23 protein-coding genes, 1 pseudogene and 1 other annotated feature are annotated in these 23,298 nt (G+C 33.5%); of the genes and pseudogenes, 7 read left to right on the top strand and 17 right to left on the bottom strand.

The genetic code is table 11. From position 1 onward, the window contains the following. Nucleotides 1-5: 5 nt before the first annotated feature. From OEI98_RS00730 to OEI98_RS00700, 7 genes are all read right to left on the bottom strand, one after another. Nucleotides 6-1,088 carry a nickel-dependent hydrogenase large subunit gene (locus tag OEI98_RS00730; RefSeq protein WP_019907186.1) on the bottom strand — a complete coding sequence of 361 codons (1,083 nt, stop codon included), beginning with the start codon at nucleotides 1,086-1,088 and terminating at the stop codon, nucleotides 6-8. After that, nucleotides 1,081-1,458, bottom strand: coding sequence for an NADH-quinone oxidoreductase subunit C (locus OEI98_RS00725; RefSeq protein ID WP_004399988.1), 378 nt, complete (start codon nucleotides 1,456-1,458; stop codon nucleotides 1,081-1,083). Before OEI98_RS00725 ends, OEI98_RS00730 begins: the two co-directional genes overlap by 8 nt. Next, nucleotides 1,455-1,922, bottom strand: coding sequence for an NADH-quinone oxidoreductase subunit B family protein (locus OEI98_RS00720; RefSeq protein WP_004399989.1), 468 nt, complete (start codon nucleotides 1,920-1,922; stop codon nucleotides 1,455-1,457). The genes OEI98_RS00725 and OEI98_RS00720 overlap by 4 nt, the downstream gene beginning before the upstream one ends. A gap of 5 nt (nucleotides 1,923-1,927) precedes the next feature. After that, nucleotides 1,928-2,779, bottom strand: a complete 852-nt coding sequence (locus tag OEI98_RS00715; protein ID WP_004399990.1) for a respiratory chain complex I subunit 1 family protein — start codon at nucleotides 2,777-2,779, stop codon at nucleotides 1,928-1,930. Further along, nucleotides 2,776-4,662 (bottom strand): NADH-quinone oxidoreductase subunit L, encoded by a 1,887-nt coding sequence (locus OEI98_RS00710; RefSeq protein ID WP_004399991.1) that lies wholly within the window; start codon nucleotides 4,660-4,662, stop codon nucleotides 2,776-2,778. The genes OEI98_RS00715 and OEI98_RS00710 overlap by 4 nt, the downstream gene beginning before the upstream one ends. Nucleotides 4,663-4,975: 313 nt before the next feature. Further along, entirely contained in the window at nucleotides 4,976-6,457 is a 1,482-nt protein-coding gene (locus OEI98_RS00705) for an AAA family ATPase (RefSeq protein WP_266038932.1), read from the bottom strand. Next, nucleotides 6,458-6,976 carry a hypothetical protein gene (locus OEI98_RS00700; protein ID WP_323053750.1) on the bottom strand — a complete coding sequence of 173 codons (519 nt, stop codon included), beginning with the start codon at nucleotides 6,974-6,976 and terminating at the stop codon, nucleotides 6,458-6,460. It lies immediately after the preceding gene. Between the two features lie 142 nt (nucleotides 6,977-7,118). Between OEI98_RS00700 and OEI98_RS00695 the strand changes: the two genes are divergently transcribed. Further along, on the top strand, nucleotides 7,119-7,475 hold the full coding sequence (locus OEI98_RS00695) for a hypothetical protein (protein WP_004402232.1): 357 nt from the start codon (nucleotides 7,119-7,121) through the stop codon (nucleotides 7,473-7,475). Between the two features lie 311 nt (nucleotides 7,476-7,786). Here the strand turns inward: OEI98_RS00695 and OEI98_RS00690 are convergent, their stop codons facing one another. Further along, nucleotides 7,787-8,899 (bottom strand): Mrp/NBP35 family ATP-binding protein, encoded by a 1,113-nt coding sequence (locus tag OEI98_RS00690; RefSeq protein ID WP_014062047.1) that lies wholly within the window; start codon nucleotides 8,897-8,899, stop codon nucleotides 7,787-7,789. A gap of 60 nt (nucleotides 8,900-8,959) precedes the next feature. Between OEI98_RS00690 and sigI the strand changes: the two genes are divergently transcribed. The 4 genes and pseudogenes from sigI to OEI98_RS00665 all read left to right on the top strand — a co-directional run bounded on the left by sigI (nucleotide 8,960) and on the right by OEI98_RS00665 (nucleotide 12,425). Beyond that, nucleotides 8,960-9,616: an RNA polymerase sigma factor SigI gene (sigI, locus tag OEI98_RS00685; protein ID WP_004402234.1), complete on the top strand. Its 657-nt coding sequence runs from the start codon at nucleotides 8,960-8,962 to the stop codon at nucleotides 9,614-9,616. Further along, a pseudogene (locus OEI98_RS00680) lies at nucleotides 9,613-10,784 on the top strand (anti-sigma factor domain-containing protein). Before sigI ends, OEI98_RS00680 begins: the two are co-directional and overlap by 4 nt. Continuing rightward, on the top strand, nucleotides 10,785-12,053 hold the full coding sequence (locus tag OEI98_RS00670) for an S-layer homology domain-containing protein (RefSeq protein WP_266038925.1): 1,269 nt from the start codon (nucleotides 10,785-10,787) through the stop codon (nucleotides 12,051-12,053). A 135-nt stretch (nucleotides 12,054-12,188) separates the two neighbouring features. Then, a complete protein-coding gene (locus tag OEI98_RS00665; protein ID WP_003867338.1) occupies nucleotides 12,189-12,425 on the top strand; it encodes an HPr family phosphocarrier protein in 237 nt (78 codons plus the stop codon). A gap of 39 nt (nucleotides 12,426-12,464) precedes the next feature. Here OEI98_RS00665 and OEI98_RS00660 read toward each other — a convergent pair whose 3' ends face one another. From OEI98_RS00660 to metG, 5 genes are all read right to left on the bottom strand, one after another. Beyond that, entirely contained in the window at nucleotides 12,465-13,553 is a 1,089-nt protein-coding gene (locus tag OEI98_RS00660) for a hypothetical protein (RefSeq protein ID WP_004402237.1), read from the bottom strand. A 69-nt stretch (nucleotides 13,554-13,622) separates the two neighbouring features. Beyond that, nucleotides 13,623-14,444, bottom strand: a complete 822-nt coding sequence (rsmA, locus tag OEI98_RS00655; RefSeq protein WP_004402238.1) for a 16S rRNA (adenine(1518)-N(6)/adenine(1519)-N(6))-dimethyltransferase RsmA — start codon at nucleotides 14,442-14,444, stop codon at nucleotides 13,623-13,625. Between the two features lie 36 nt (nucleotides 14,445-14,480). Next, nucleotides 14,481-15,512, bottom strand: coding sequence for a ubiquitin-like domain-containing protein (locus OEI98_RS00650; RefSeq protein WP_074666069.1), 1,032 nt, complete (start codon nucleotides 15,510-15,512; stop codon nucleotides 14,481-14,483). A gap of 186 nt (nucleotides 15,513-15,698) precedes the next feature. Then, entirely contained in the window at nucleotides 15,699-16,466 is a 768-nt protein-coding gene (locus tag OEI98_RS00645; protein ID WP_003868926.1) for a TatD family hydrolase, read from the bottom strand. Nucleotides 16,467-16,478: 12 nt separating this feature from the next. Continuing rightward, nucleotides 16,479-18,380 (bottom strand): methionine--tRNA ligase, encoded by a 1,902-nt coding sequence (metG, locus tag OEI98_RS00640; RefSeq protein ID WP_003868925.1) that lies wholly within the window; start codon nucleotides 18,378-18,380, stop codon nucleotides 16,479-16,481. A 43-nt stretch (nucleotides 18,381-18,423) separates the two neighbouring features. Further along, nucleotides 18,424-18,655: a binding site (T-box leader), on the bottom strand. Between the two features lie 441 nt (nucleotides 18,656-19,096). Between metG and dmpI the strand changes: the two genes are divergently transcribed. Next, nucleotides 19,097-19,291 (top strand): 4-oxalocrotonate tautomerase DmpI, encoded by a 195-nt coding sequence (gene dmpI / locus OEI98_RS00635; RefSeq protein WP_003868924.1) that lies wholly within the window; start codon nucleotides 19,097-19,099, stop codon nucleotides 19,289-19,291. Between the two features lie 48 nt (nucleotides 19,292-19,339). On the opposite strand, the gene OEI98_RS00630 is transcribed toward dmpI, so the two are convergent. The 3 genes from OEI98_RS00630 to OEI98_RS00620 form a co-directional block, all read right to left on the bottom strand. Next, on the bottom strand, nucleotides 19,340-20,743 hold the full coding sequence (locus OEI98_RS00630; RefSeq protein WP_004402240.1) for a CCA tRNA nucleotidyltransferase: 1,404 nt from the start codon (nucleotides 20,741-20,743) through the stop codon (nucleotides 19,340-19,342). An 81-nt stretch (nucleotides 20,744-20,824) separates the two neighbouring features. Beyond that, entirely contained in the window at nucleotides 20,825-21,346 is a 522-nt protein-coding gene (locus OEI98_RS00625) for a spore maturation protein (protein WP_004402241.1), read from the bottom strand. 5 nt (nucleotides 21,347-21,351) lie between these two features. Then, entirely contained in the window at nucleotides 21,352-21,936 is a 585-nt protein-coding gene (locus tag OEI98_RS00620; protein ID WP_004402243.1) for a nucleoside recognition domain-containing protein, read from the bottom strand. Nucleotides 21,937-22,113: 177 nt separating this feature from the next. Here OEI98_RS00620 and OEI98_RS00615 point away from each other — a divergent pair, with 177 nt between their 5' ends. Continuing rightward, nucleotides 22,114-22,365, top strand: coding sequence for an AbrB/MazE/SpoVT family DNA-binding domain-containing protein (locus OEI98_RS00615; RefSeq protein ID WP_003867347.1), 252 nt, complete (start codon nucleotides 22,114-22,116; stop codon nucleotides 22,363-22,365). A gap of 35 nt (nucleotides 22,366-22,400) precedes the next feature. Here the strand turns inward: OEI98_RS00615 and OEI98_RS00610 are convergent, their stop codons facing one another. Then, entirely contained in the window at nucleotides 22,401-23,270 is an 870-nt protein-coding gene (locus OEI98_RS00610) for a cation diffusion facilitator family transporter (RefSeq protein WP_019907181.1), read from the bottom strand. Nucleotides 23,271-23,298: the final 28 nt, after the last annotated feature.

The raw sequence follows: 23,298 nt of genomic DNA, 5'->3' as shown, positions 1-23,298 counted from the left end.
ACCACCTACCTTTCAGTACAACTTATACAAGGGTCAATAGTTAACACTAACACTGGCACATCTGCAAGAGTACTGCCTGGCAGCATGTGCAAAAGGGATGCCAAATTCGCAAAGGTAGGAGTTCTTATTCTAAGTCTATCTAAGTTCTTGCCTCCACTAGATTTAATGTAATAAAACACCTCTCCTCTTGGCTGTTCTACCCTTGTTATAACTTCTCCAGCAGGTAGATTTGGTTTTACTTTTACATTTATTTCACCTTCTGGCATTTTATTTAGAGCCTGTCTCACAAGGTCTATGGACTGGAACATCTCTCTAACTCTAACAATCGTCCTCGCATAGGTATCTCCGTCAGTCTCTACAACTGGCTCAAAGTCTAAATTTCCATAAGCTGCATATCCTGTCGTTCTTATATCTATAGGAACACCACTTCCTCGTAATGTAGGCCCTACTGCTCCAAACATATAAGCATCTTCTTTAGAAAGTACACCAATTCCTACTGTCCTTTGCTTAATTGTATAATTGTTTTTTACTATTTTTTCTAATTCCTTTAACCCTTCTTCAACTTCCTTAAGTTCATTTAAGAGCCATTTTGCTTGTTCAGTGTCTATATCTCTTCTCACACCACCAACGATGTTTACAGAGATAATAACCCTGTTCCCTGCAGTAGCCTCAAGTATATCCATAATTTTCTCTCTTATTCTCCAAGACAACATAAAGAGATTTTCAAAGCCAAAAGCATCTGCTAAAAGACCAAACCAAAGTAAATGGCTGTGGATTCTGTGAAGTTCAGCCCAAACAACTCTCAAATATTTTGCTCTCTCTGGTACATCAATGCCAATCAATTCTTCTACTGCTTGGCAGTACGCCTGACCATGCATTGCACTGCAAATACCGCAAATATGATCAACAACATAGACCATTTGATTAAAATCTTTTTTCTGAACTAACATTTCAAGTCCTCTGTGAACAAATCCAAAAGAAGGATATGCTTCTACCACTTTTTCATCTTCAACAACAAGTTTTAGATGTATAGGTTCTGGCAAAACTGGGTGTTGTGGCCCAAACGGTATAGTACTTTTGTCACTCATTCTTATCACCTTTATCCCTTCTCATAATTTCTATACTCGCTTGCGGAGATATAGGAGCGTATTCTCCTAAAAATAATAATCCTTCAAAATCTATAGCCAAGTTTTTAAACTTGACGCCAAACAACTCTTGTATCTCATTTTCTACTAATAGTGCAGCAAAGTATATTTTTGAAATGCTAGGCACTTCTTCTGCAGGATTTACATATACGTGGAAATTCTCCAATTCATATTCTCTTTCAAAAGTATAAATTATTTTGAATTTACCATCTTCTTCAAGGCATGTTTCTGTAACAAATCTATAACCATTGTCATAATAGTATTTTGCTTCTTTTTCAATCTCATCAACTTTTACTTCTCTACTGTTAATCATTTTAACACCTCTTCAGCTTTTCCCATTTTCTCATATTTTTCTTTTAAAATTTCCGCAGCTTTATACAATCCATCTATTATTGCCTCCGGTTTTGCAGGACAGCCTGGCACATAGACATCTACGGGAATCACCTTATCAATACCGCCTAGCACATTATAAGCCTCTCTGAAAATGCCTCCTGTAGCAGCACAAACTCCAACAGCTACTACCACTTTAGGTTCAGGCATTTGGTCATATATATTTTTCAAGACCTCTTTATTTTTGTGGTTCACAGTGCCTGTAACTACTAAAATATCCGCATGTTTTGGATTTCCTACATTTACCATTCCAAACCTCTCCATGTCATAGAGAGGAGTCATACAAGCTAAGATTTCAATATCACAACCATTACAACTACTGCAGTTGTAATGCAAAACCCACGGTGACTTTTTAAAAGATTTTTCTACAAATTCTTTTAAACCCATACCAATCATCTCCTAAAATATATATAAGCTATATTCACAATTGTAAATAGAATACTTATACTCCAGCTAAAAGTTAACATCCATTTTACTGTCATTCTTGCTGTTATATTATCTATGACTATATCCACAAAGAATGTCGCCAAAGCAATAAGAGCACCTATTACAAGATTTTGAGACCATAATATAGCAATCATAGCTAATATCAAAACCAACTCATACCAATCAGCAATATGAATCAAAGCAAGGTAAGGACCTGAATAGTCCGTCAAAATGCCTCGTACCAACTCTTGATGAGCGTGTTCTGAAGCTGATAAGTCAAAAGGTGATTTCTTTAACTTGATTGTCAAAACCAAGCCCAAAAGTATAAACATCAAAGGCAAATCTAAAAGCAATTTGCCATGGGTCATTATTTGAGCTAAATTAAAGCTTCCGGTCACATTGTAGACTGCTATAGCAAAAAATATCAACATCGGTTCATATGCTAACATCTGCATAAGCTCTCTTTGAGCCCCAACTTGGCTGTAAGGAGATTTTGTTGAAAGAGCTCCCGCTATATAGAACACAAGTCCTACAGACATTATAAACAAAATCATCAAAAGGTCTGCTTTTATAGCAAAAAGCCCCACAGAAAGAATCGCTGATAAAAGATACATATAGGCAGAAAACACTTGAAAGTCATTTACTAATAGTCTTTGCTTGTATAAAAGTTTTATTACATCGTAAAAAGGCTGCCAGATGGGAGGCCCATATCTTCCTTGTATAAATGCTGTTAGTTTTCTGTCAATCCCTGATAAAAAACCGCCGATTAAAGGAGCTAAAATCACTGCAACAACAAATATCCCAATTTCTTTTATCATAGGATAGCACCTCCCAGAATCACAGCAATTAAAGCAACAGAAATATAATTAAAATATTTTGTCAATATCCCTTCAGTTGCAAAAGTCGTGAGATAGTAGTTTTTTACATCATACCCATCCTCTTCTACATAAGTAAGTCCTGCTGTATAAGGAGTAGTTTTTACAGCAACTCGTGTAGATTTTCTTATGGAAATTAGTGATAACACTATCGCTATACCAATTGTTATGAAAATAGGATAAATGGTAAATCCTCCGTTTGAAGTATATAAATAGCCTTTAACAGCTTTGAGAGCCACATCCATTTTCATATTCAATATTTGAGGCATTACTAACATATTATATAAAGTTGAAATTGCAAAACTTAATACAATAGCTATTGCTGTTAAGCTGTAGATAGAAATACCAATTGTGGTATTCATATGCTCCTCTGAGCGCTTACTAAAATACGTTCCCGATAAAAGATTTCCTATCCATCTGGTGTAATAAAGTACTGTCAAAGCACTTCCTATCGCTAATATGACAGAGATCCATATTTGATTAGCTGCTACTTCTATTATAAGCCATTTAGATACAAGCATTCCAAAGGGTGCTGCCATAAGAGTTAAAATTCCTATAAAAGTTATTGCCGCTGTTACAGGCATCCTATTTACCAAACCCTTCATATCTTCAATATCTCTACTTCCAATATGTTGCTCTATCGTTCCAACGCACAAGAACAACAAAGCTTTAGACACTGCATGGAATATCAAAAGCAATATAGCTGCAGCAATAGCACTTGAAGTATTAATTCCAATGCTTGCTATCATAAGCCCTAAATTTGATACAGTAGAATATGCCAGTATCCTCTTGGCATTGCTTTGACTTATAGCAAGGAAAGCTGTAGCTAGAAAAGTAAACGCACCGTATATCGCTATAAAGTCGCTTAACAATGTACTCCTAAAAAGCGGTGAAAATCTCAATAAAACGTATATACCTGCTTTAACCATTGTACTGGAGTGCAAAAGCGCAGAAACCGGCGTGGGAGCCACCATTGCCCCAAGAAGCCAACTCTGGAAGGGCAGTTGCGCAGATTTTGTAAAAGCTGCAAATGCTATAAAGAACATTGGCAAAAGTATATACGCAGTATCTTTTATGCTTAATACATCAACTAAAGATATAGTGTTGTAGTTAGTGTAAATAAATATTATCCCCAGTAAAAGTGCAAAACCCCCCATCATGTTAATCCATAAAGCTCTTGCTGCATTTCTAATAGCTTCTTCTGTTTGGTCATGGCTTATCAGCATGAAGGAACTTAATGTAGTTACTTCCCAGAAGAAATACATCCACATCAAATTATTAGAAAATACTACTCCATTCATTGCCCCTAGGAATATAAGTATAATAGCAAAAAATCTCGGCTGTCTTGTAGGTGATACATGTTTCTCTTCTTCATGATGGTCCATGTATCCAAAGGCATAAAGAGCTATTAGAGAACCAACAATTGATATAATCAAGTTCATTATAATAGACAGTTCATCTACTAAAAACATTGCAACTTCGTGTTCCTTTAACATAAAAAACTCAAAGTATATTAAAGGAACAAGTTGTAATACTGCAAAAAAAGTCGCTCTCCATTCTTTAATTTTAAAAGAAATATAAAGAACATAAAGCAAAAGAGCAAAGTCCCCTATCTTGATGGCCACATCCATACCATTGTAATAAGCCGGGGAATTAAAAATATCAGGTACTTTTAAGGTCGCCAACATAATTAAAGATAGTAAAACGATTACACCTAAAGATGCAGCAATAAAAGCCTTTCTAATAGAAGATTGCCTCAAAAAAAGAACAATAATACCCGCTATAATAGGAAATATAATGCTTAGCAGTAATAAATTTGACTGCATAAAAACACCTCTCTTAAAAATTTAACTAACTGCAACTTACATATTGTATACAGAATCCTAATTAATTGATAAACCTTCTACAATGATTATACGGTTTCATGTGTATAAAGTCAATAACAATAGATAATATTTATCATGAAATAATGATAATTTTTTCTGTTATTATTTTAACAAATTAGGCTTCTTCCTTTCTTAACTGTCCTTTAAATCTCCACTTATTAGAATTCATAATACTCTTATTTTTTTCTTATAATTCGTTTTATTTTTATCATATAAAAGAAGCGCCTTTTATCAGACGCTTCTTTTATACAAATCAAGCTATAGCAACTTCCTTTTCACCTATCAGTTCTCTTAGTTTCTCTCCTGATATAGTTTCTTCTTTTCTTAAAATATCTGCAATCGCTTTTAATACTTCCAGTTTTCCCTCTAAAATTTCTTTTACTTTTCCTTCTTGGACCTGAATAATTTTATTTACTTCCTCATTGACCTTTTCCTTAGGAACATCTTCCTTACTTACTATCCCTAAATCGGACAATCCAGTGTATACCATCTTCTTTGCAATATCAACCGCCTGTTCAAAGTCATTAGCAGAACCAGTACTTCTATTGCCCAAAACCAAAAGCTCAGCTACTGTACCGCCTAAAGCCACCATTATATCTTTTTCCAACTGTTCTTTTGTATAAATGAGCATGTCTTCTTTGTCTGTCTGCCTCACAAATCCAAGTGCTTTACCTCTTGGTACAATTGTCACAGTCGCAACAGAACCTGGATTTACTGTTTCGCTTATTATAGCATGTCCCGATTCATGAACAGAAACTCTAAATATTTCTTCTTCTGTAGGTTTTCTATCACTTTTTTCTCCCAATATAACTTTATCTACAGCCTCTTTAAAATGCTTTTGTAAAATAACTTCTGAATTATCTCGCATAGCAAGAATTGCTGCCTCATTGCAAAGGCTCTCTAAATGAGCTCCAGAAAAACCAAAAGTATCTTCAGCTATTTCTTCAAGATTAACATCTTCCCCCAAAGGCTTATTCTTTGTATGAATTTTTAAAATCTGCAGCCTTCCACTTTTATCAGGCAAGTCCACAACTACTTGCCTGTCAAATCTGCCAGGTCGCAAAAGAGCAGGATCTAATAAATCTGGCCTGTTTGTTGCAGCAATTAGTAAAATATTTATTTCTCCATCACTTTTAATCCCATCCATTTCCACTAACAATTGATTAAGGGTTTGGTCGTATTCATGATGGCTTTCATTAGTTCCTCTTTTAGCACCTAATATATCAATTTCATCAATAAATATTATTGCACTGTTTTTGCCTTCTTTTCTAGCAAGATTTTTTGCTGTTTCAAAAAGATTTCTAACTCTTTGAGCACCTACTCCTGCATACATTTCTATAAATTCACTACCTGAAGTAGCTATAAAACTCGAATTTGTATATTTTGCAGCTGCTTTAGCTAATAAAGTTTTACCAGTTCCAGGAGGTCCTGTCAGTAATATGCCCTTGATAGGCCGTATACCCATTTTAGATATTTTCTCCCTATTTATTACAAAATCCAAGGCTTCTTTTAACTCAGAAATAGCAGTATTTTGTCCTCCAATATCTTCAAAGGATATTTCCGATTCGGGTTTTATAATATTTTTGCTCCCTGGTATTAACCCTTTATTTTCCATAATATAATTAAAAAGCAAAAAAGCACCTGCCAGAAAGAGTAAAGGAGTAACATTTATACCAAGAAAAGCTGCAAATATAGCAAACGCGATAGTTATTCCCAGTAAAATTTCTTTGACCATCTAGCTTTCCCCCTTGTAAGCCTCACGCGGTATTATTTTATATAAATAATGAGAACCATCTCTTAAATCTAAATAGATGTTTTGCTTATCAATATATACATAAGATATTACATTATTTTTACTTGAAATCTCTTTTATTGTATCATACATCTTCATATAATCGCCTTTTTGTATGCCTTCGTAAATCGAAAACTGAGAGTTATAATAAACATTATTTAACTTTTCATTAGGATTGTCAATAAGTAAAATATTTATTTTAACAGGGTATTTATTTACCTTGTTTTCTATTTCTTTGTAAGTTTCCATTAAATTTTCTACTTCTCCTAATCTAACTTTTATAGTATATCCATTGGTATCAGTTGAAATTGTTACCATTTTAACAAATCTAACTGTACTTACATCTTTTGAAATCTTATCGGGCAAAATTTTATTTTGATATAATTGAAAGCTGGCAAATAAAAATCCAAAAACTACTACAAAAGTTATCAAAACAATCTGCCATTTTATTCCCTTGAGCAAAACTCTCACTCCTCGTTTATGATATACTGTATTATATCATAGAATATATACCAAGTACAATATTAAAAATTTTGTTTTCTCTCTTATAAGGAGTATAATTAATTTATAGAAAATACGTAAAAAATTAAGGAGGCAAATTTGTATGAGAATAGCTGCTACAATAACAGAGGAGGGCTATATTGAAAAACTTCCCGACGGGCCATATATAATTATTTTTGATACACAAAAAGAAAATACTGAAAAGTACGATAATCCGGGATACTTTCTAAAAGAAGGAAGAAGAAGTGCTATTGTAGATTTTCTCCTTGATCAAAAAACCGATGTAGTAATAACTGTGCCTGAAGCTTTTTGCAGTCTTTCTTATGGAAAGGCAAAGCAAAAAGGGCTAAAATTTATACGTCTTGAGAAAAGTTTGCCTTATGAAGAAGTTATACAAAACCTCTCAAAATATGTTGAAAATTTAACTGATACAATTCCTGAAGACGAACTTGCAAAATAAAAAACCCTCACAAAGAGGCTTCAGACTGTAGACAAAGTTATTTTCTTTGAAGGAGGCATTTTGCATTGTTCGCTCCAGAGTTACAAAGCGACTAAACATAAGCTTCCCCTCGGACTCCGGCAGGGTTCCGGGCACATTCGGCGTCCTTGCCTCAGGTGCCAGCCTCCGCCCTCCATGGCTTCGGCCCTGCCTCCGTTCCTCGGTCTCGCTAAGTTTAGTTGCCGCTTTGTAACAAGTCGCTTAGCCTATGCAAAATGCCTCCTTTATAAAAAAGTTTTGTCTACAGTCTGGCGCCTTACAAAGAGGCTTTTTTATTTGATAGGCCTTACTTTCTCCACAACTTTTTCCGCCAGCTCAATATAAGGAAGTCCCTCAGGTCCATCATCAAGAGCAGGTGGTATACCTACATCGCTTAATTCTCTGACTTTAACCGTCATTGGAATCTTTACAAGTATTTCCGTTCCTAAATCTTGCGCCAATTTTTCTGTTTCCCCTTCACCAAAAATATTATATCTTTGGTGGCAGTTAGGACATTCAAAATATGACATGTTTTCCACAATACCTATAACTTCTAAATTAACTTTTTTAGCCATATAGCCAATTCTTCCCGCTACGTGAGATGCTGAAGCTTGTGGAGTTGTCACAAGCACAAATTTTGACTCAGGCAATTTTTGCATCACTGTAAGAGGTATATCTCCTGTTCCTGGTGGTAAATCCAATACTAAATAATCTAATTCTCCCCAATATACATCATTGAAAAACTGATCAAGAACTCCTGACAAAAGTGGACCTCTCCATATTAAAGGTGTATCTTCGTCAGTAAAATTACCCATTGAAATCACTTTTATCCCGAATCTTTCTAATGGCAAAATAGTGTGCTCATCCAATGCGTAAGGTCTTTCATCCACAATCCCCAAAAGCCTTGGAACACTAAATCCCAACACATCCGCATCCAAAAGCCCTACTTTAAAGCCTAATCTGGCAAGAGCTACAGCTAAATTAACTGCAACAGTGGACTTGCCTACTCCACCTTTTCCACTACCTACTACTATTACTCTCGTATTTTCAAATATAGGTTTTCTGCCACCGCTAAGCTTTCTTGCTAAATTTTGTCTTTCTTCTTCTGTCATGCTACCTAAATTTACTATTACTTCTGAAACTCCTTCAAGTTTGGATACTTCTTCGATAGCATCTTTTTTAATAGTATCTTGAAGAGGGCAACCTTTCACAGTAAGGTTTATGTCAATTGTAACTTTATCCCCTTCTATTTGAATATTTCTCACCATATCAAGGTCAACTATACTTCTTCCTATTTCTGGGTCATAAACCTTTCTTAGAGCGTTTAATACTTGTTCTTGTGTAAGCAACTCTATACCTCCCATTGGTATTTTTTTGTTGACATTTATATTATAATATATAATCATTATTAATAGAATACCCTCAAAAAAATTAACCCATTCGAATAATATAATGGGGTGGTTAAGTTGGATATAAACGACAGAGTATACGTAGCTAAAAAAGACCCCTCCGAGAGAGAAAAATTAATTGAGGAATATACCCCCTTTATCATAAAGCAATTGTCTTTATTTACAAACAAATACATAGATGAAAAAAATAGTGATGAATTAAGCATAGGACTTATAGCTTTTAACGAAGCCATAGACAGCTTTGATGATACAAAAGGCTCATTCTTAAGCTTTTCAAGTTTGCTTATTAAAAGGCGACTTATAGATTTTTTACGGCAAAATCAGCAAAATACTATTCCTTTAGAACTATATATAGAAAAAAGCACTGATTATGAAGCGGAAAATAGAAAACTAGAAATGATTTCTTTTGTAAACTTGCTAAGTCTTTACAACATAACTTTAGATGATTTAGTCAAACAATCTCCCAAGCACGCAGACACAAGAAAAATAGCTACAAAAATTGCTTATACAATTTGTGAAAATAGGGGCTTACTGGAATATTTAAAAAGCAAAAAGAATCTTCCTATAAAAGATTTAGTAAATATTTTAAAAGTAAGCCGCAAGACTATAGAAAAACACAGAAAATACATAATAGCGCTAGTAATAATCATTTCTGAAGACTTGCCTCTTTTAAAACAATACATAAGCCCCGAAAGTGAGGTGTCAAAAATATGAAGGCCGTTGTAGTTCAAAAAGAAAAAAATAAAACTTATGTAATGACTGAAAAAGGGGAATTTAAGTGTTTGAAAAATTTGCAAAATGTAGATATAGGTGAAACTATCGAACTTAATGGAAACTTTTTAGCTTTAAGGCATACTGCTAAAATTTTAATAGCTGCTTCTCTTCTTCTCGCATTAATATTTACTATTATTAATTTTAAATCACCAGAAGTTTACGCCTATGTGTATATAGATATAAATCCAAGTATTGAAGTTTTAATAGATAAAAACGCCAAAATAATAAGTGCCAATCCTTTAAATGAAGATGGAAAAAAAATCTTAAAAAATCTCTCTTATAAAGGCCTTGACATTACAACGTTTATAAATCAAACAGTAAAAGAATCACAAAAACTTGGCTTTTTGAAAGAAGAAGATACCATAGTAATAACTACCGTTAATATAAAAAATTCACATGTTATAAATGAAGATATACAAAAAGCCATCAATGACATAAAAAAAACAAATGCTAAAATTCAAATAGAAACTTTGAAATCCAATGAAGTACAAAGAGAAGAGGCTAAAAAAGAAAAAACATCACCTGGCAGGCTTATCCTCTGGGAAAAAGCTAAAAATGAAGGAATAAACATACCAAAAGATAAATTAAATAGTCCCGAATTTTTTAAAGAACTAAAACAAGCTTATACAAAAATAAAAGAAAAACAGGATGAAAAAAAGATGAATACTACCTCTCAAGATTCTAAAGATAAAGGTATTCCTAAAGTTAAAATTACCACTGATAAACCTGCTAAAATAAATACAAAAGACCTTTATAAAGAAGAACCTACTCAAACTATAAAAAATGTAAAAAAAGAAGAAGCAAAAAATCAAAACAAATCAACTAAAAAAGATGAGAATATTGATAATAAACCTACACAGAAAGATAGCGGAGCCACAGAAAATACAGAATCAAAAAAAGCAACACCAATAATGTTTTTGATCAAAAAGAAGAAAATAAAGTAAAAACCAATTCTGATAATAAAGAATTGAATAATTCTGATAAAAGTCTTGATAAAAGCTTTGATAAAAATCCTTACAAAAATGTAAAAGAAATTGAAAACTACCCCCAAAAAGAAGACAAAAATACCGAAAAATATAATGAAAAAATGAGTGAGGTGAAAGATTAAATGCTAAAAAAATCGCGTTTTTTTATTTCAGTAGTTTTAATCTTTTTACTATTGTTTTCCACGACAGTATATGCAAAACCGCAGCCAAAATACTCTTTTGACGACATTCAACAATTCACATGGGCAGTAAAAGCAATTGAAAAAATGTATGCAAAAGGTTTTATAAAAGGAGTTGGAGATAAAAAATTTAACCCTTCAAAGCCTGTTACTCATTTAGAGGCATTAGTAATGATTTTACGGGCGATGGGTTATGAAGAACAAGCTAATAAAATAACTGACCTTCCCAAAGAGTATAAAGGGCCAAAACTTAGTTGGGAAAAAGGCTTTATTACACTTGCATATCAAAAGGGCATATTAACTTACGACGAGTTAAAAAAGTTTAATCCCAATGAAAAGGCAAAAAGATACGAAATAGTAAAATATTTAGTTCGCGCTTTAGGCTTGGAAAACCAAGCTCAGCAAAATATGAATAAAGTTTTGAACTACAAAGACTGGGATAAGATCCCTAAAGATGCTATAGGTTATATGTACGTAGCTGTAGAAAAGAACCTCATCAAAGGAGATGGAGAAAAGCTCAAGCCAAACGATCCAGTCAGAAGAGTAGAAATGGCTGTTTTATTGGAAAGGCTTGACGAAAAGGTACAAAATAACCTCAATGGCCGTGATGTCGTTGCTACTGTTTATGCTATAGATAACAATATTATAACTGTAAAAGTCAATGGTGGACTAAAGACTTTTAATGTATTAAAAAATGTGCCAGTTTACAACGAAAATGAGTATGTCGGAATAGATTATCTAAAGGCCGGCTATCAAATAAGATTAATATTAGATTCCAAAAATAATATAATATTTGTGGAAGTGTTAAATAATAAAAGTGAGGAAGTGATTCCTATAGAACTTAAAGATGTTAAAAATCCTCCTGAAAAAGTATCATCAGCTGTGGAAGCTATTAAAAATAAGCCTGCTGTTAAACTAGTAGAAGAAAATGGAATATATTATGTAATCGCAACTCGCGGTATGATGCGAACAGGTGGATATATCGTAAATATACAAAAGGCTCAAATAATAAAAACGTCAAAAGATACCATATTAGAAGTTGAAGTAAAATATATAGACCCTTCTCCCGATGCAATTGTGACACAAGTTATAACTTATCCATATGACATAAAAAGTTTTACTTACGATGGTAAAATTACACAAATAAGTGTTAAAACAGATAAAAATATAAATGTTTCTGTTGATATTGATTTAGCCTCAGATGTTAAGTAAAATCCCTCATTGGAGGGATTTTACTTTTGAAAACAATTACTAAAATAAGCATAAAATTTTTGTGAAAAAAGCTAATTGATAAAAGTCCACAAATCATATACGATAAAGTTAAATCCATAAAAGGGGGAATTATCCGTGAAAGAAATAAAAGTAAAATTAACTACAATTGAAAGTGTCAAAAATTTTGTAGAAAAAACTTCAAAATATCCTTTTGACATAGACGTGACTTCTGGTCGCTATGTAATAGACGCAAAATCAATAATGGGCCTTTTTAGCCTTAATTTAGAAAATGTCCTTACAGTAATACCTCACACAACTGATGAAGAAAGCTTGAAAAAATTAGAAGAAGATTTAAAAGAATTCATAGTATAATAGTATAAAAATAAAAGCGTAGAGACTACGCTTTTATTTTTATATCAAAGGCGGTGGAGTTGGTTCTATAGGCACAGCAATTTGTCCTGTCTTTGCATCAATATGCAAAATCCAATATCCCTCATCCCTCGCGCCTCTTAAATTTTCTTTAACTGGCTTCCAAACTACAAACCCTGTCATACCACCAAAAGGCTGGTCTGCAAGAGTAAAAAATCCTGGCATTCCATACACAATGTATTTTAATTCACCCTTCTCATCATTTACAAATCCCACAAGATAATGGTCAAAGCTTCTCTCCCTGTAACCCGTTTTAACTTTCCACCACCTATAACCTTCAAAATTTTTTTCAAAAGGCTGAACTTCCTCCAAAAAACTCACTATATTGTTAACATACTCTCTTAAATATTTTATATATCCTTCCTCTACTTCCTCCTCAAACTTAAAAGAAGTTTTCTGTTGTTGAGTATCAGAAGAATGCATCAATGGCTTAGGAGTTTCTTCAGGGGCAGAAATATAAAAATTGGTTTCAAATTGAGTCTCTTCCGAAACATTTTGTAAAGTTTCATCTTTTTTAGTAAATTCATTTTTAATATTTTCATCTTCCGCACTTTCATAGTCTTGGGGTATCGCAGTTTCAGTTTCCTCCTGCTTAATTTCCCTATCATTCTTATCACTCTTCTCTGTTAATGTTTCTTCTTGTTTTACCTTTAACAGATATTTTTTATAAGCAGCCTTCCAGTTTGTAGTTTTCTTGTTTATAACAGATGCCAAAGGTACTAAAGTTTTTATGCCATCATGGGCTTCTATAAATGCTACAGAAAATTCCTCCCAACTAATTCCCGAATCTTTTACATTCTCTACATTAAAAGTCCATTCTCCTCCACCGCGTCCTTTATCATCTACTTTTATTGCTCCAAAATCTACAACAGTAACTTCTCCCTCGCCTTTTAGCAATTTCACATTATAGGAATACGTGGGATTAAGATTTTGCAAAGCCGCTGTTATTCTTCCTCTGCTTCCTCTAAACTCCACTTTTAAATAACCTGTCACTTCTTTTCCTTCAATAGAACATCCCTTGTCTTCTTGATTAAAGACAATATAAAACCTTTTATATATATTTATTGGCATTTATTCTTCCCCCTCATTTATCTTAAATATAACTTTGCAATATATATTATGAAAAGAGGGGGATTATTATTACTGCTTTGTCAAATCATAAATAACATTTGCCAAAGCAGCAAACTCCTCTATACTAAGAGTTTCTCCTCTCCTTTGAGGTGATAAGTTTGAAAGAGTAAAAGCTTTATCTATAATTTCTTTTGGAAGTCCTAAAGTTTTTAAAGCATTGGACAATACTTTTCTCCTTTGTCCAAAAGCAGCTTTTACCACGTTAGAAAATAACCTTTCATCTTTTACCCCAACTAAAGATTTATCAAGTATCTCTAATTTAACCAGAGAAGAATCTACCTTAGGTGGAGGAACAAAAACACTTGGTGGTAGATTAAAAAGTATCTTAGGCTTTGCTTTAAAATTTATAAAAACTGTAAGTATCCCATAGTCCTTAGTACCCGGCAGAGCACAAATTCTTTCAGCAACTTCTTTTTGCACTAGCACAGTTATCTCTTTTACAAATTTACACTCTAAAAGCATCATTATTATAGGAGAAGTTATGTAATAAGGAAGATTAGCAACTACTTTAAAAGGCTTCCCTTCAAAATATTCATTAGCTATTTTATTTAAATCCACCTTCATTATATCTTCATTTATGATAATCACATTGTTATAAATGTTAAGTTTTTCTTTTGTTGCTTCATAAAGCTCTCTGTCAATTTCAAAAGAAATTACCTTTTTAACCATTTTAGCTAGTTCTTCTGTCAAAGTCCCTAATCCTGTTCCAATTTCTAGTACAAAATCTTCAGAAGCAACTCCCGAAGCAGTCACAATTTTTGCTAAAATATTTTTGTCAAATATGAAATTTTGTCCCCATTTTTTCTTTACATTAACCCCTTTTACTTTCATAGCTCCACCTCAAAAAATAAGACAGGGAAACCCTGTCTATTTTAAAATATAAACTTTCACGTATCTTCTTCCCCATTTAATTGTTTCCTCAAGAGTCGGGAAAAAAACATCAATTTTATCCCCTTTAATAGCTCCACCTGTATCTGCAGCAATTCCAAATCCATATCCTTCTACGTAAAGTCGTGTGCCCAAAGGTATAACCCTTGGATCTACAGCTATTACTCCCCTTGTAGCTTTCGTACCAGTAGCAGTTATCCCATAATTGGGATCTCCTGGTTTTTTACCGGTATCTGTTACGCTATTAGTATAAGCAGTAGCAACCATAGTTCTAATTTCCCTATACCTAAAAGTCTCTCCTCTTGAAGTAGTAAAAACTCCTAGTGTTCCAACATGCACAATTTGGTTTATCGGATTTTTTATTATCTTTTCCTCTATTATATTTTTTGCTACCTCTTTGCCGTTTTCATAAGTAACTTTCATCACAATTTGTTTTTTCCCAACTTCTCCTTGTTGAACTACTCTTACTTGTCCTCTTTCCATATTGTCATTCTTTACTGTCTCTGTTTGATATGGTATATCTACTTCTTGAGTAACAATTTTTTCTGTTACTTTTGTAACGTCGATGTACATGTACCTAAACACAGGCGTATCTAAACTCATATTTACTTTGTCTTGTGGTCCTAAAGTTATACTATTTTGTTGAAATACTTCTTTTACATTAGATGCAGCAGTGTAAATATCTTTTGCTTTTCCACCCACACAGATAGTGATAGGAACTGCTCTTTTGATAGTCACCTTCATGCCATTTTTTAAACCAGTGTCTAAAGAAGGCGTTACTACATCTTCTTTTCTTAGCTTAATTCCTTTCTCTTCTAACAAATCCTTAACTGTTGATTTAAATGTTGTAACAACCATTTTTTTATCTTCATCCTGAAGGGTTATTTCCTTTTTTAAGCTTGCGTATGTTATAGCTCCGACAATCAATAGGAATACTGCAGCCAACGTTAGAAGAGCAACTGGTTTTTTAACTATTTCACCAAGTCGCTTTCTAAACTTGTCTGTATCCATCCCATAACCTCCTGTTAAAAATTTAATTTAGGGGAGTCGTAAGTAATTTTAATCCAATTAAATTGATTTGTCAAATTTTTATACACAATTTTTCATTTATGGGGAAACCAAACTCAATGATATTATACGCATTTTTTTGACTTTTGATACCTCCCCTCAAAACAGGAGGTTTGTTTTTTAAAACTTTTATTTGAGAGGGATGTTAAAAAGTTTTATAGCATTTTCAGCAGTAATCCTACAAACCTCCTCATAAGGCATCTCTCTTAATTCTGCAATTTTTTTCGCTACAAATTTCACATACACCGGTGTATTCCTTTTTCCTCTATAAGGCTCAGGAGTAAGATAAGGGCTATCTGTCTCAATTAAAAGTTTTTCAATAGGAACAGCTTTTGCTACTTCTTTAGGTTTTTTTGCATTTTTAAATGTCACAGGCCCCCCTAAAGAAATGTAAAAATTCATTTCAATTACTTGAAAAGCCATTTCAACACTTCCCGAATAACTGTGAAAAACCCCTCTTAAATCTTTTGTCCATTCCTGTTTTAATATATCTAGTATATCTCCATGAGCATCCCTATCGTGTATTATTATTGGAAGATTTAGCTTTTTCGCAAGCCTTATTTGTTTTATAAAAATCTCTTTTTGAAACTCTTTGGGAGGGTCGTCGTAATAATAATCTAACCCTATTTCTCCTATTGCTACAACCTTTTCCTGTAAAGCTAATCTCTCTATTTCTTCCACTTTGTCAAATTCCCTTTGTGCATCATGGGGATGAATTCCAACAGAAGCATATATAAAGTCATAGTTATGAGCTAGCTCAATAGACTGTTTAGAAGTTAAGAGGTTAGACCCCACATTTATTAAAAATGTGAGGTCTTTTTTACATTCTTCAATAACTTTTTCTCTATCTCTATCGTATTTCTCATCTTCAAGATGAGCGTGAGAATCTACCAACAATTTTATCACTCCTTAGCTTATCTTTGCCCCACTTTCTATATCCCTGTCCACTGTAAGAAGGGACATTTTTCCTTCGGTAGATGCTGCTAAAAGCATTCCTTGAGACTCAATACCCTTTAGTTTCTTTGGCTCCAGATTATATACAATAATTATTTTCTTTCCTATAAGCTCTTCAGGAGTGTAATAACGAGCAATTCCTCCTACAATTTGCCTTGTCTCCTCTCCCACTTTAAGCTTCATCTTTATAAGCTTGTCAGAGCCTTCCACTTTTTCGGCTTCCAAAATCTCTGCAACCCTAAGCTGAATTTTTGCAAAATCCTCAATAGTGATATAATCTATCTTTTTCTCTTCCTCCTCTGCTTTTTCTTCTATAGCACTCAGCTCCTTATTTACATCTATTCTCGGGAAAATAATTTCTCCTCTTTTTACTTTTGTACCTTCTTTTAACAAGCCAAACTTTAAGCTCTCCCAAGTCGTCAAATCTTTTTCTATTCCTAATTGTTCAAACATTTTTTGCGGGGTATTTGGCATAAAAGGAGATATAAGTATTGCAATAAATCTCAAAGCTTCCGCTAAATTATACAAAACAGTACCCAATCTTTCCTTTTTGCTTTCATCTTTCGCTAAAATCCAAGGCATTGTTTCATCAATGTACTTATTAGCTCGTCTTACTAATTTCCATATTTCAATTAAAGCGTTGGAAAACTGAAGTTTATCCATGTACTCTTCAACAGTTTTAGGTAGATTCTGTGCAGTATTTATAAGGTCATCATCTACTTCTTCTTTTTGTGAAGGCTTTGGCAGAATGCCCTCAAAGTATTTTTCAATCATTGTAACAGTCCTACTCAGCAAGTTTCCAAGGTCATTAGCAAGGTCTGAATTTATTCTGTTTATCAAAGCTTCATTAGAAAACACTCCATCCGCCCCAAAAGGCACTTCTCTCAAAAGAAAATATCTTACAGCATCCACGCCATATTTCCTAACCAGCTCTTTAGGGTCTACTACATTGCCTTTAGATTTTGACATCTTGCCTCCTTCCAGTATAAGCCAACCGTGTCCAAACACTTTTTTAGGAAGGGGCAAGTCAAGAGCCATAAGCATTGCTGGCCATATTATTGTGTGAAACCTCATTATCTCTTTTCCAACCAAATGAACATCTGCTGGCCAGTATTTTTTAAAGTCGTCGTCATGGTCTGTAGAATATCCTAAAGCAGTTATGTAATTTGACAAAGCATCTATCCAAACATAAATCACATGTCTTGGGTCAAAAGGTACCTTTATACCCCAGTCAAACGAACTCCTTGAGACAAACAAATCCTCCAAACCTGATTTTATAAAGTTTATCATCTCATTGCGCCTTGACTCAGGCTGTATAAAATCAGGATGTTCATCATAATATTGTAACAGCCTATCCCCATATTTAGACAATTTAAAAAAATACCCTTCTTCTTTTACCCTTTCTACTGGTCTACCACAGTCTGGGCATTTCCCATCTACAAGCTGGCTTTCTGTCCAGAAAGATTCACAAGGAGTACAGTACCATCCCTCATATTCGCTTTTGTATATATCTCCTTTTTCATACAATTTCGTGAATATTTTTTGTACTATTTCCTCATGATATTTATCGGTTGTGCGAATAAATTGGTCATTACTTATATCCATTGTCTTCCATAAATCTTTTATCCATTCAACTATCCCGTCTACATATTCTTTAGGAGACATCCCTTTTTCTCTTGCTATTCTTTGAATTTTTTGCCCATGTTCATCAGTACCGGTCAAAAACTTGACATCATATCCGGTAAGCCTTTTAAACCTTGCCATCGCATCTGCAGCAACTGTAGTATATGAATGACCAATATGTAATTTATCACTGGGATAATAGATAGGTGTCGTAATGTAAAAAGTCTTTTTCATATCCATCCTCCTCTTTTTTTGTAAATAAAAAACTCGCCTCCACATAAGGGGCGAGATTGTCGCGGTACCACCCTTCTTCACATGCGCCTCACGACGCATGCCTCACAGAGTGCTAACACACTCCTACCCTGTAACGGGAGTTCCCGGTAAAACCTACTAGCCTTCGGCAGTACGGCTCCGGAGCCATCTTCAAAAGCCCAAACTTTATCGGTTCGCACCTCGCCCGACTCTCTGTGAAAGTTCAAGCTTTTTACTCTTTCCTTCATCGCCTTTTACTATATCTATTTATTCTTTAATATACCCTTTATAAAAAGTATTGTCAACTACCTTTTTAGTATATTTTCTGCATTAGTATAGCTTTTACAATTACACTCGTCGCAATATATCACATTTATGAAATCAAACCTCAAAAAAATGAACAACTTTTTGATATAGAAGCCGCTTCAGATGTAAAATATTTTAAAAAAAGTAAAAACTATTCTTTTGATGTTTTAATCGAAATAGGTAAGGGTCAAAAAAATCCAAAAGAAAAAAGCAATTATACAAAAATAAAAGCTTTTTCATTTTCCTCTCTATCCCAAAAATGCTAACAATATTATATAATTGATTTTTAGTAATTGTCATCATAAATTTTTCTTATAATTTGGTTTCTTACACAAAAAAGTGTTAAAATAAATATCGAGAACATCAAAAAAATATAGAAAGGAAGGATTGCAATGCCTTTTATAACAATTGAAGGACCTGACAATTTAAGTAAGGAAACAAAAGCAAAACTTATTTCTGAACTTACAAAAGCAGCTTCACAAGTACTCAATATTCCTATAAATGCATTCTCAGTGATTATAAAAGAAAATAATCCAGACAATATAGGCGTAGGAGGAACCCCTCTCTCTGAACTACATAAAAAATAACTCTTATAAAAAAGAGATGCAGCGAAAATTTTTGCATCTCTTTTTAAATTATATTTTCTCTATTTTCATTCTTTCTTTTACAAACTCTACAGCATCTTCTTTATCTTGAATTTCTCCGTAAAATCTATTTTTCCTTATTTCATATAAAATCTGTCCTAATTTTTTCCCATCTTTTACATCAAAATTTATAATTATATCCAGCGGCGAAAGTAATGGTTTTTCTGTTTCTTTAAATTCTACATATCTTTTTAAAAGCTTGGTAATATAATCTGTAAACTTTGGTATCTCTTCCTCTTTACCTAAATTAAGCCTTGTAGCAGTAAAATCAGCCTGAGATAAAAGTAGAATCGCTATTGAATCATCCTTAAGTTCGGAAAAAAATCTAAAAAGAGATTTATTCGTTGGTCCGCCATTTACATAGTACATTAAAGGCTTCATGTGATAAAGGACAAGCTTCTTTAGCAAAGAAGACTCTTTTTTGGGCATTTTCATCCTTGATGCTATCTTTTTTACGATTTCTGCTCCTTTTGTCTCGTGGTTGTAAAAATGTACTCTATTTTCAGTATCAATGTATATGGATTCTGGTTTGCCTATATCGTGAAAAAGAGCTCCAAGTTTTATTATGTCCTTTACTTTGTTGTCAGAAGAAAGCTTTCTATCTAAATACTCCGAAACTATATCATATACGTCTTTGGGAAATCTCATAGAATTTATGATATTTTCGTATTCTTCTACGGTTTTTAGTGAATGTATCCAAGCATTCGTAAGGTGATAATAGCACTTTCCTACTTCTTTCATTTTAGCAACTTCTTCAAATATATTTTCCATAAGTTTTAAATCTTCCATCATTCTTAAATATTTGTGAGAATTCTTTTCTTTTAATATTATAAAAATTTCATTCATTATTCTCTCTGGCGCTACTTGTTTTATTAAGGCCGCTTCTTCTCTTATTTTAGCCTTTGTACCCTCATCAATATCAAATTTGTAAGTCGCAGCAAATCTTACGGCCCTCAAAGCTCTTAAAGGGTCTTCTTTAAAGGTCATCACACCAACATGCTTTATTTTCCTGTTTTTTATGTCCATCATGCCACCAAAAGGGTCAATAATATATTCAAATTCAAAATAATCCGTCAGTTTTATAGCCATAGCATTCATTGTAAAGTCTCTATGAGCTAAATCTATGTATATGTCTTCTCCTCTTAAATTAGTAAAATCCAATATTTCATCTCCTACAACAACCCTATATGTGCCTTTTTCCTCCATAAAAGGCACAAAAGTACCCCCTAATTTTTCTGCCGCTAATTTGGCGATTTTCTCTGCATCTTCCTGAACTACAAAATCATAATCTTTAGCTTCTCTATTTAAAATCCTGTCCCTTATGTATCCCCCAACAATATACAAATTATATGCTTCTTTTCCTAATTTTCTTATTAATTTTGGTATTGTTGCCACAAAAAATCATTCCTTTCCTTTTAAAAGGCAAAAACAACATTACAATATATAGTATAACAAAAGTGAAAAAGTGTACAAGTATTAAAAAAATAATCTGCTATAAAATACACAAGAAAGTATTGCGATAATATCTGCAAAAATTCCAGAGATAACAGAATGTCTCATCTTTTTTATTCCCACTGCCCCATAGTAAACAGCAAGAACATAAAAAGTGGTCTCAGTAGATCCATACATAGCAGAAGCCATTTTTCCGATTAGAGAATCAGCACCATGAGTTTTTATAATCTCAGTCGCAATCCCCAAAGCACCGCTTCCCGAAAGAGGCCTTATTAAAGCAAGAGGCACAAGCTCCTGTGGCATGCCTATTTTATTTGTAAAAGGCATTAAAAATTCCCCCAATAAGTCAAGGGCGCCTGACGCTCTTAATACACCTATTGCCACAAGCATTGCTACAAGAGCTGGAAAAATTTTTATAACTACAGAAATTCCTTCTTTTGCCCCATCGACGAACACTTCATACACTTTGACATTTTTTATGATTCCATAAAAAGGAATAAGAAGAACAAGTATAGGAATAATCCATTCAGATATAATTTTCATCATTATTTTCACTCCTTAAATATAGGCATTTTTTCAAGGTATTTATTCAAAATAAGGCCAGCTACAAGTGCAGTGCTAGTTGAAAGTACGCTGACAATCACAAAATCCGCAGGATTTTTAGCTCCCAAAGAAGCCCTTATTCCAATCATTACTGCAGGTATAAGCTGTATTGAAGCTGTATTTATCACTAAAAAACGGCCCATTGCATTTGAAGCACTGTCTTTTTTATTAAGCTCTTGAAGGTATTCCATAGCCTTAATCCCAAAAGGTGTTGCTGCATTACCTAATCCCAACATATTAGCTGATATATTCATTATCATCGCTGAAATAGCTGGGTGGTCTTTTGGCACATCAGGAAAAAGCCTTATAATTGTAGGTTTTAGCAATTTTGCGATAATATCTGTAAGGCCTGACTTATCTGCAATTTTCATTATTCCAAGCCATAAAGACATTACACCAACTAACCCTATCGAAATAGCAACAGCAGTCTGTGCTGAATCAATTATAGCTTTGGATACTTCTGCCATTCTGCCATTTATTATTCCTACTAAAACTCCTATCGCTATCATAAAAAACCATATGTAATTTATCATGGTATAGCCCTCCCAAATTACCAAAAAAACTTCGTTTATGCTTTTCTTCTTATGTAATAAAATTTATGTTATTTACCTTAAAAAATTCCAAAAAAGGTGTTGACTTATTTTTCAAAACTTGGTATTATTATAAGTGAAGTTTAGTTGTCGAATTTTGTAACTCAGGAGGGGAGAAAAATGTTGAAATCCACAGGTATTGTAAGAAAAGTAGACGAATTGGGAAGGGTAGTAATACCAATCGAGCTCAGGAGGACACTTAACATAGCAGAGAGAGATGCTCTTGAAATCTATGTTGATGGGGAACAAATAGTCCTCAAAAAGTATGAGCCTGCTTGCATTTTCTGCGGCAACGCTGAGAATGTAATAAACTACAAAGGCAAAAATATATGTAAAAATTGCCTTGAAGAGTTAAAGAAATCTGTAGACTAATAGCAGGATAAATAATAGGAGGGTGTGTCCTCCTATTATTTATCCTCTTCTTTTTTTCTTTCCGGTTCTACATGGATTATCACATGGGAATCAGGGAATTTATCAGTTATTTGTTTTGAAACCTTATGGGACAATTCATGGGCATCTACTATGTTGTAATTTCTGTCCACTCTCAAATGAACGTCTATTTCTCTTCGAGGCCCCGATTTTCTCGTTCTCAATTTGTGAAAACTTGTAATTTCAGAATTTGATTTTATTATATTCTCTATTTCTTTAACTTCCTCTTCTGGAAGACTAGTGTCTGTCAAATCTTTTAAAGCTTCCTTTGTCAACTCAATTGATGCTTTTATAATAAGCAATGCAACAAAAATAGCTATGATTGGATCCAAAATATCCAATTTAGTGACTTTTATGGCAACAAGTCCTAGTGTAACTCCCAAAGACGTAAATACATCAGTTAAAAGGTGCATTGCATCTGCTTTTAAGGCAATAGAATTTTCTTCTTTAGATACTTTAAACAAAAAATATGATACTACTCCATTTACAAAAGATGCAAAAATCATGACAATAATGCCCATTCCTAAATTTTCTACATAAGTACCAGTAATTATTCTTCGCACTGCCTCATATATGATAAGTATAGCTGCAAAAAAAATTAAAATAGCTTCCACAAAGCCAGAAACGTTCTCATATTTGCTGTGTCCAAAAGGGTGGTCCTCATCTGCGGGTTTTACTGCTACTCGTATGGAGAAAAAGGCAATTAGACTAGCAATTAAATCAATTGAAGAATGTATGGCTTCAGAAATTACCCCTACTGAATGCATTAGTATTCCCGCCAACAATTTTATAGCTATCAATACACTGTTAGAAACCACAGATAGCAAAGCTGCGTTTTGTTTATTCATAACATCCTCCATATTCTCAATTGAAATT

The sequence above is a fragment of the Thermoanaerobacter sp. RKWS2 genome (assembly GCF_026240795.1).
Lineage (GTDB): Bacteria > Bacillota > Thermoanaerobacteria > Thermoanaerobacterales > Thermoanaerobacteraceae > Thermoanaerobacter > Thermoanaerobacter ethanolicus.
The sequence above is the reverse complement of the archived record's forward strand: the minus strand, read 5'-3'. Positions and strand labels throughout refer to the sequence as shown.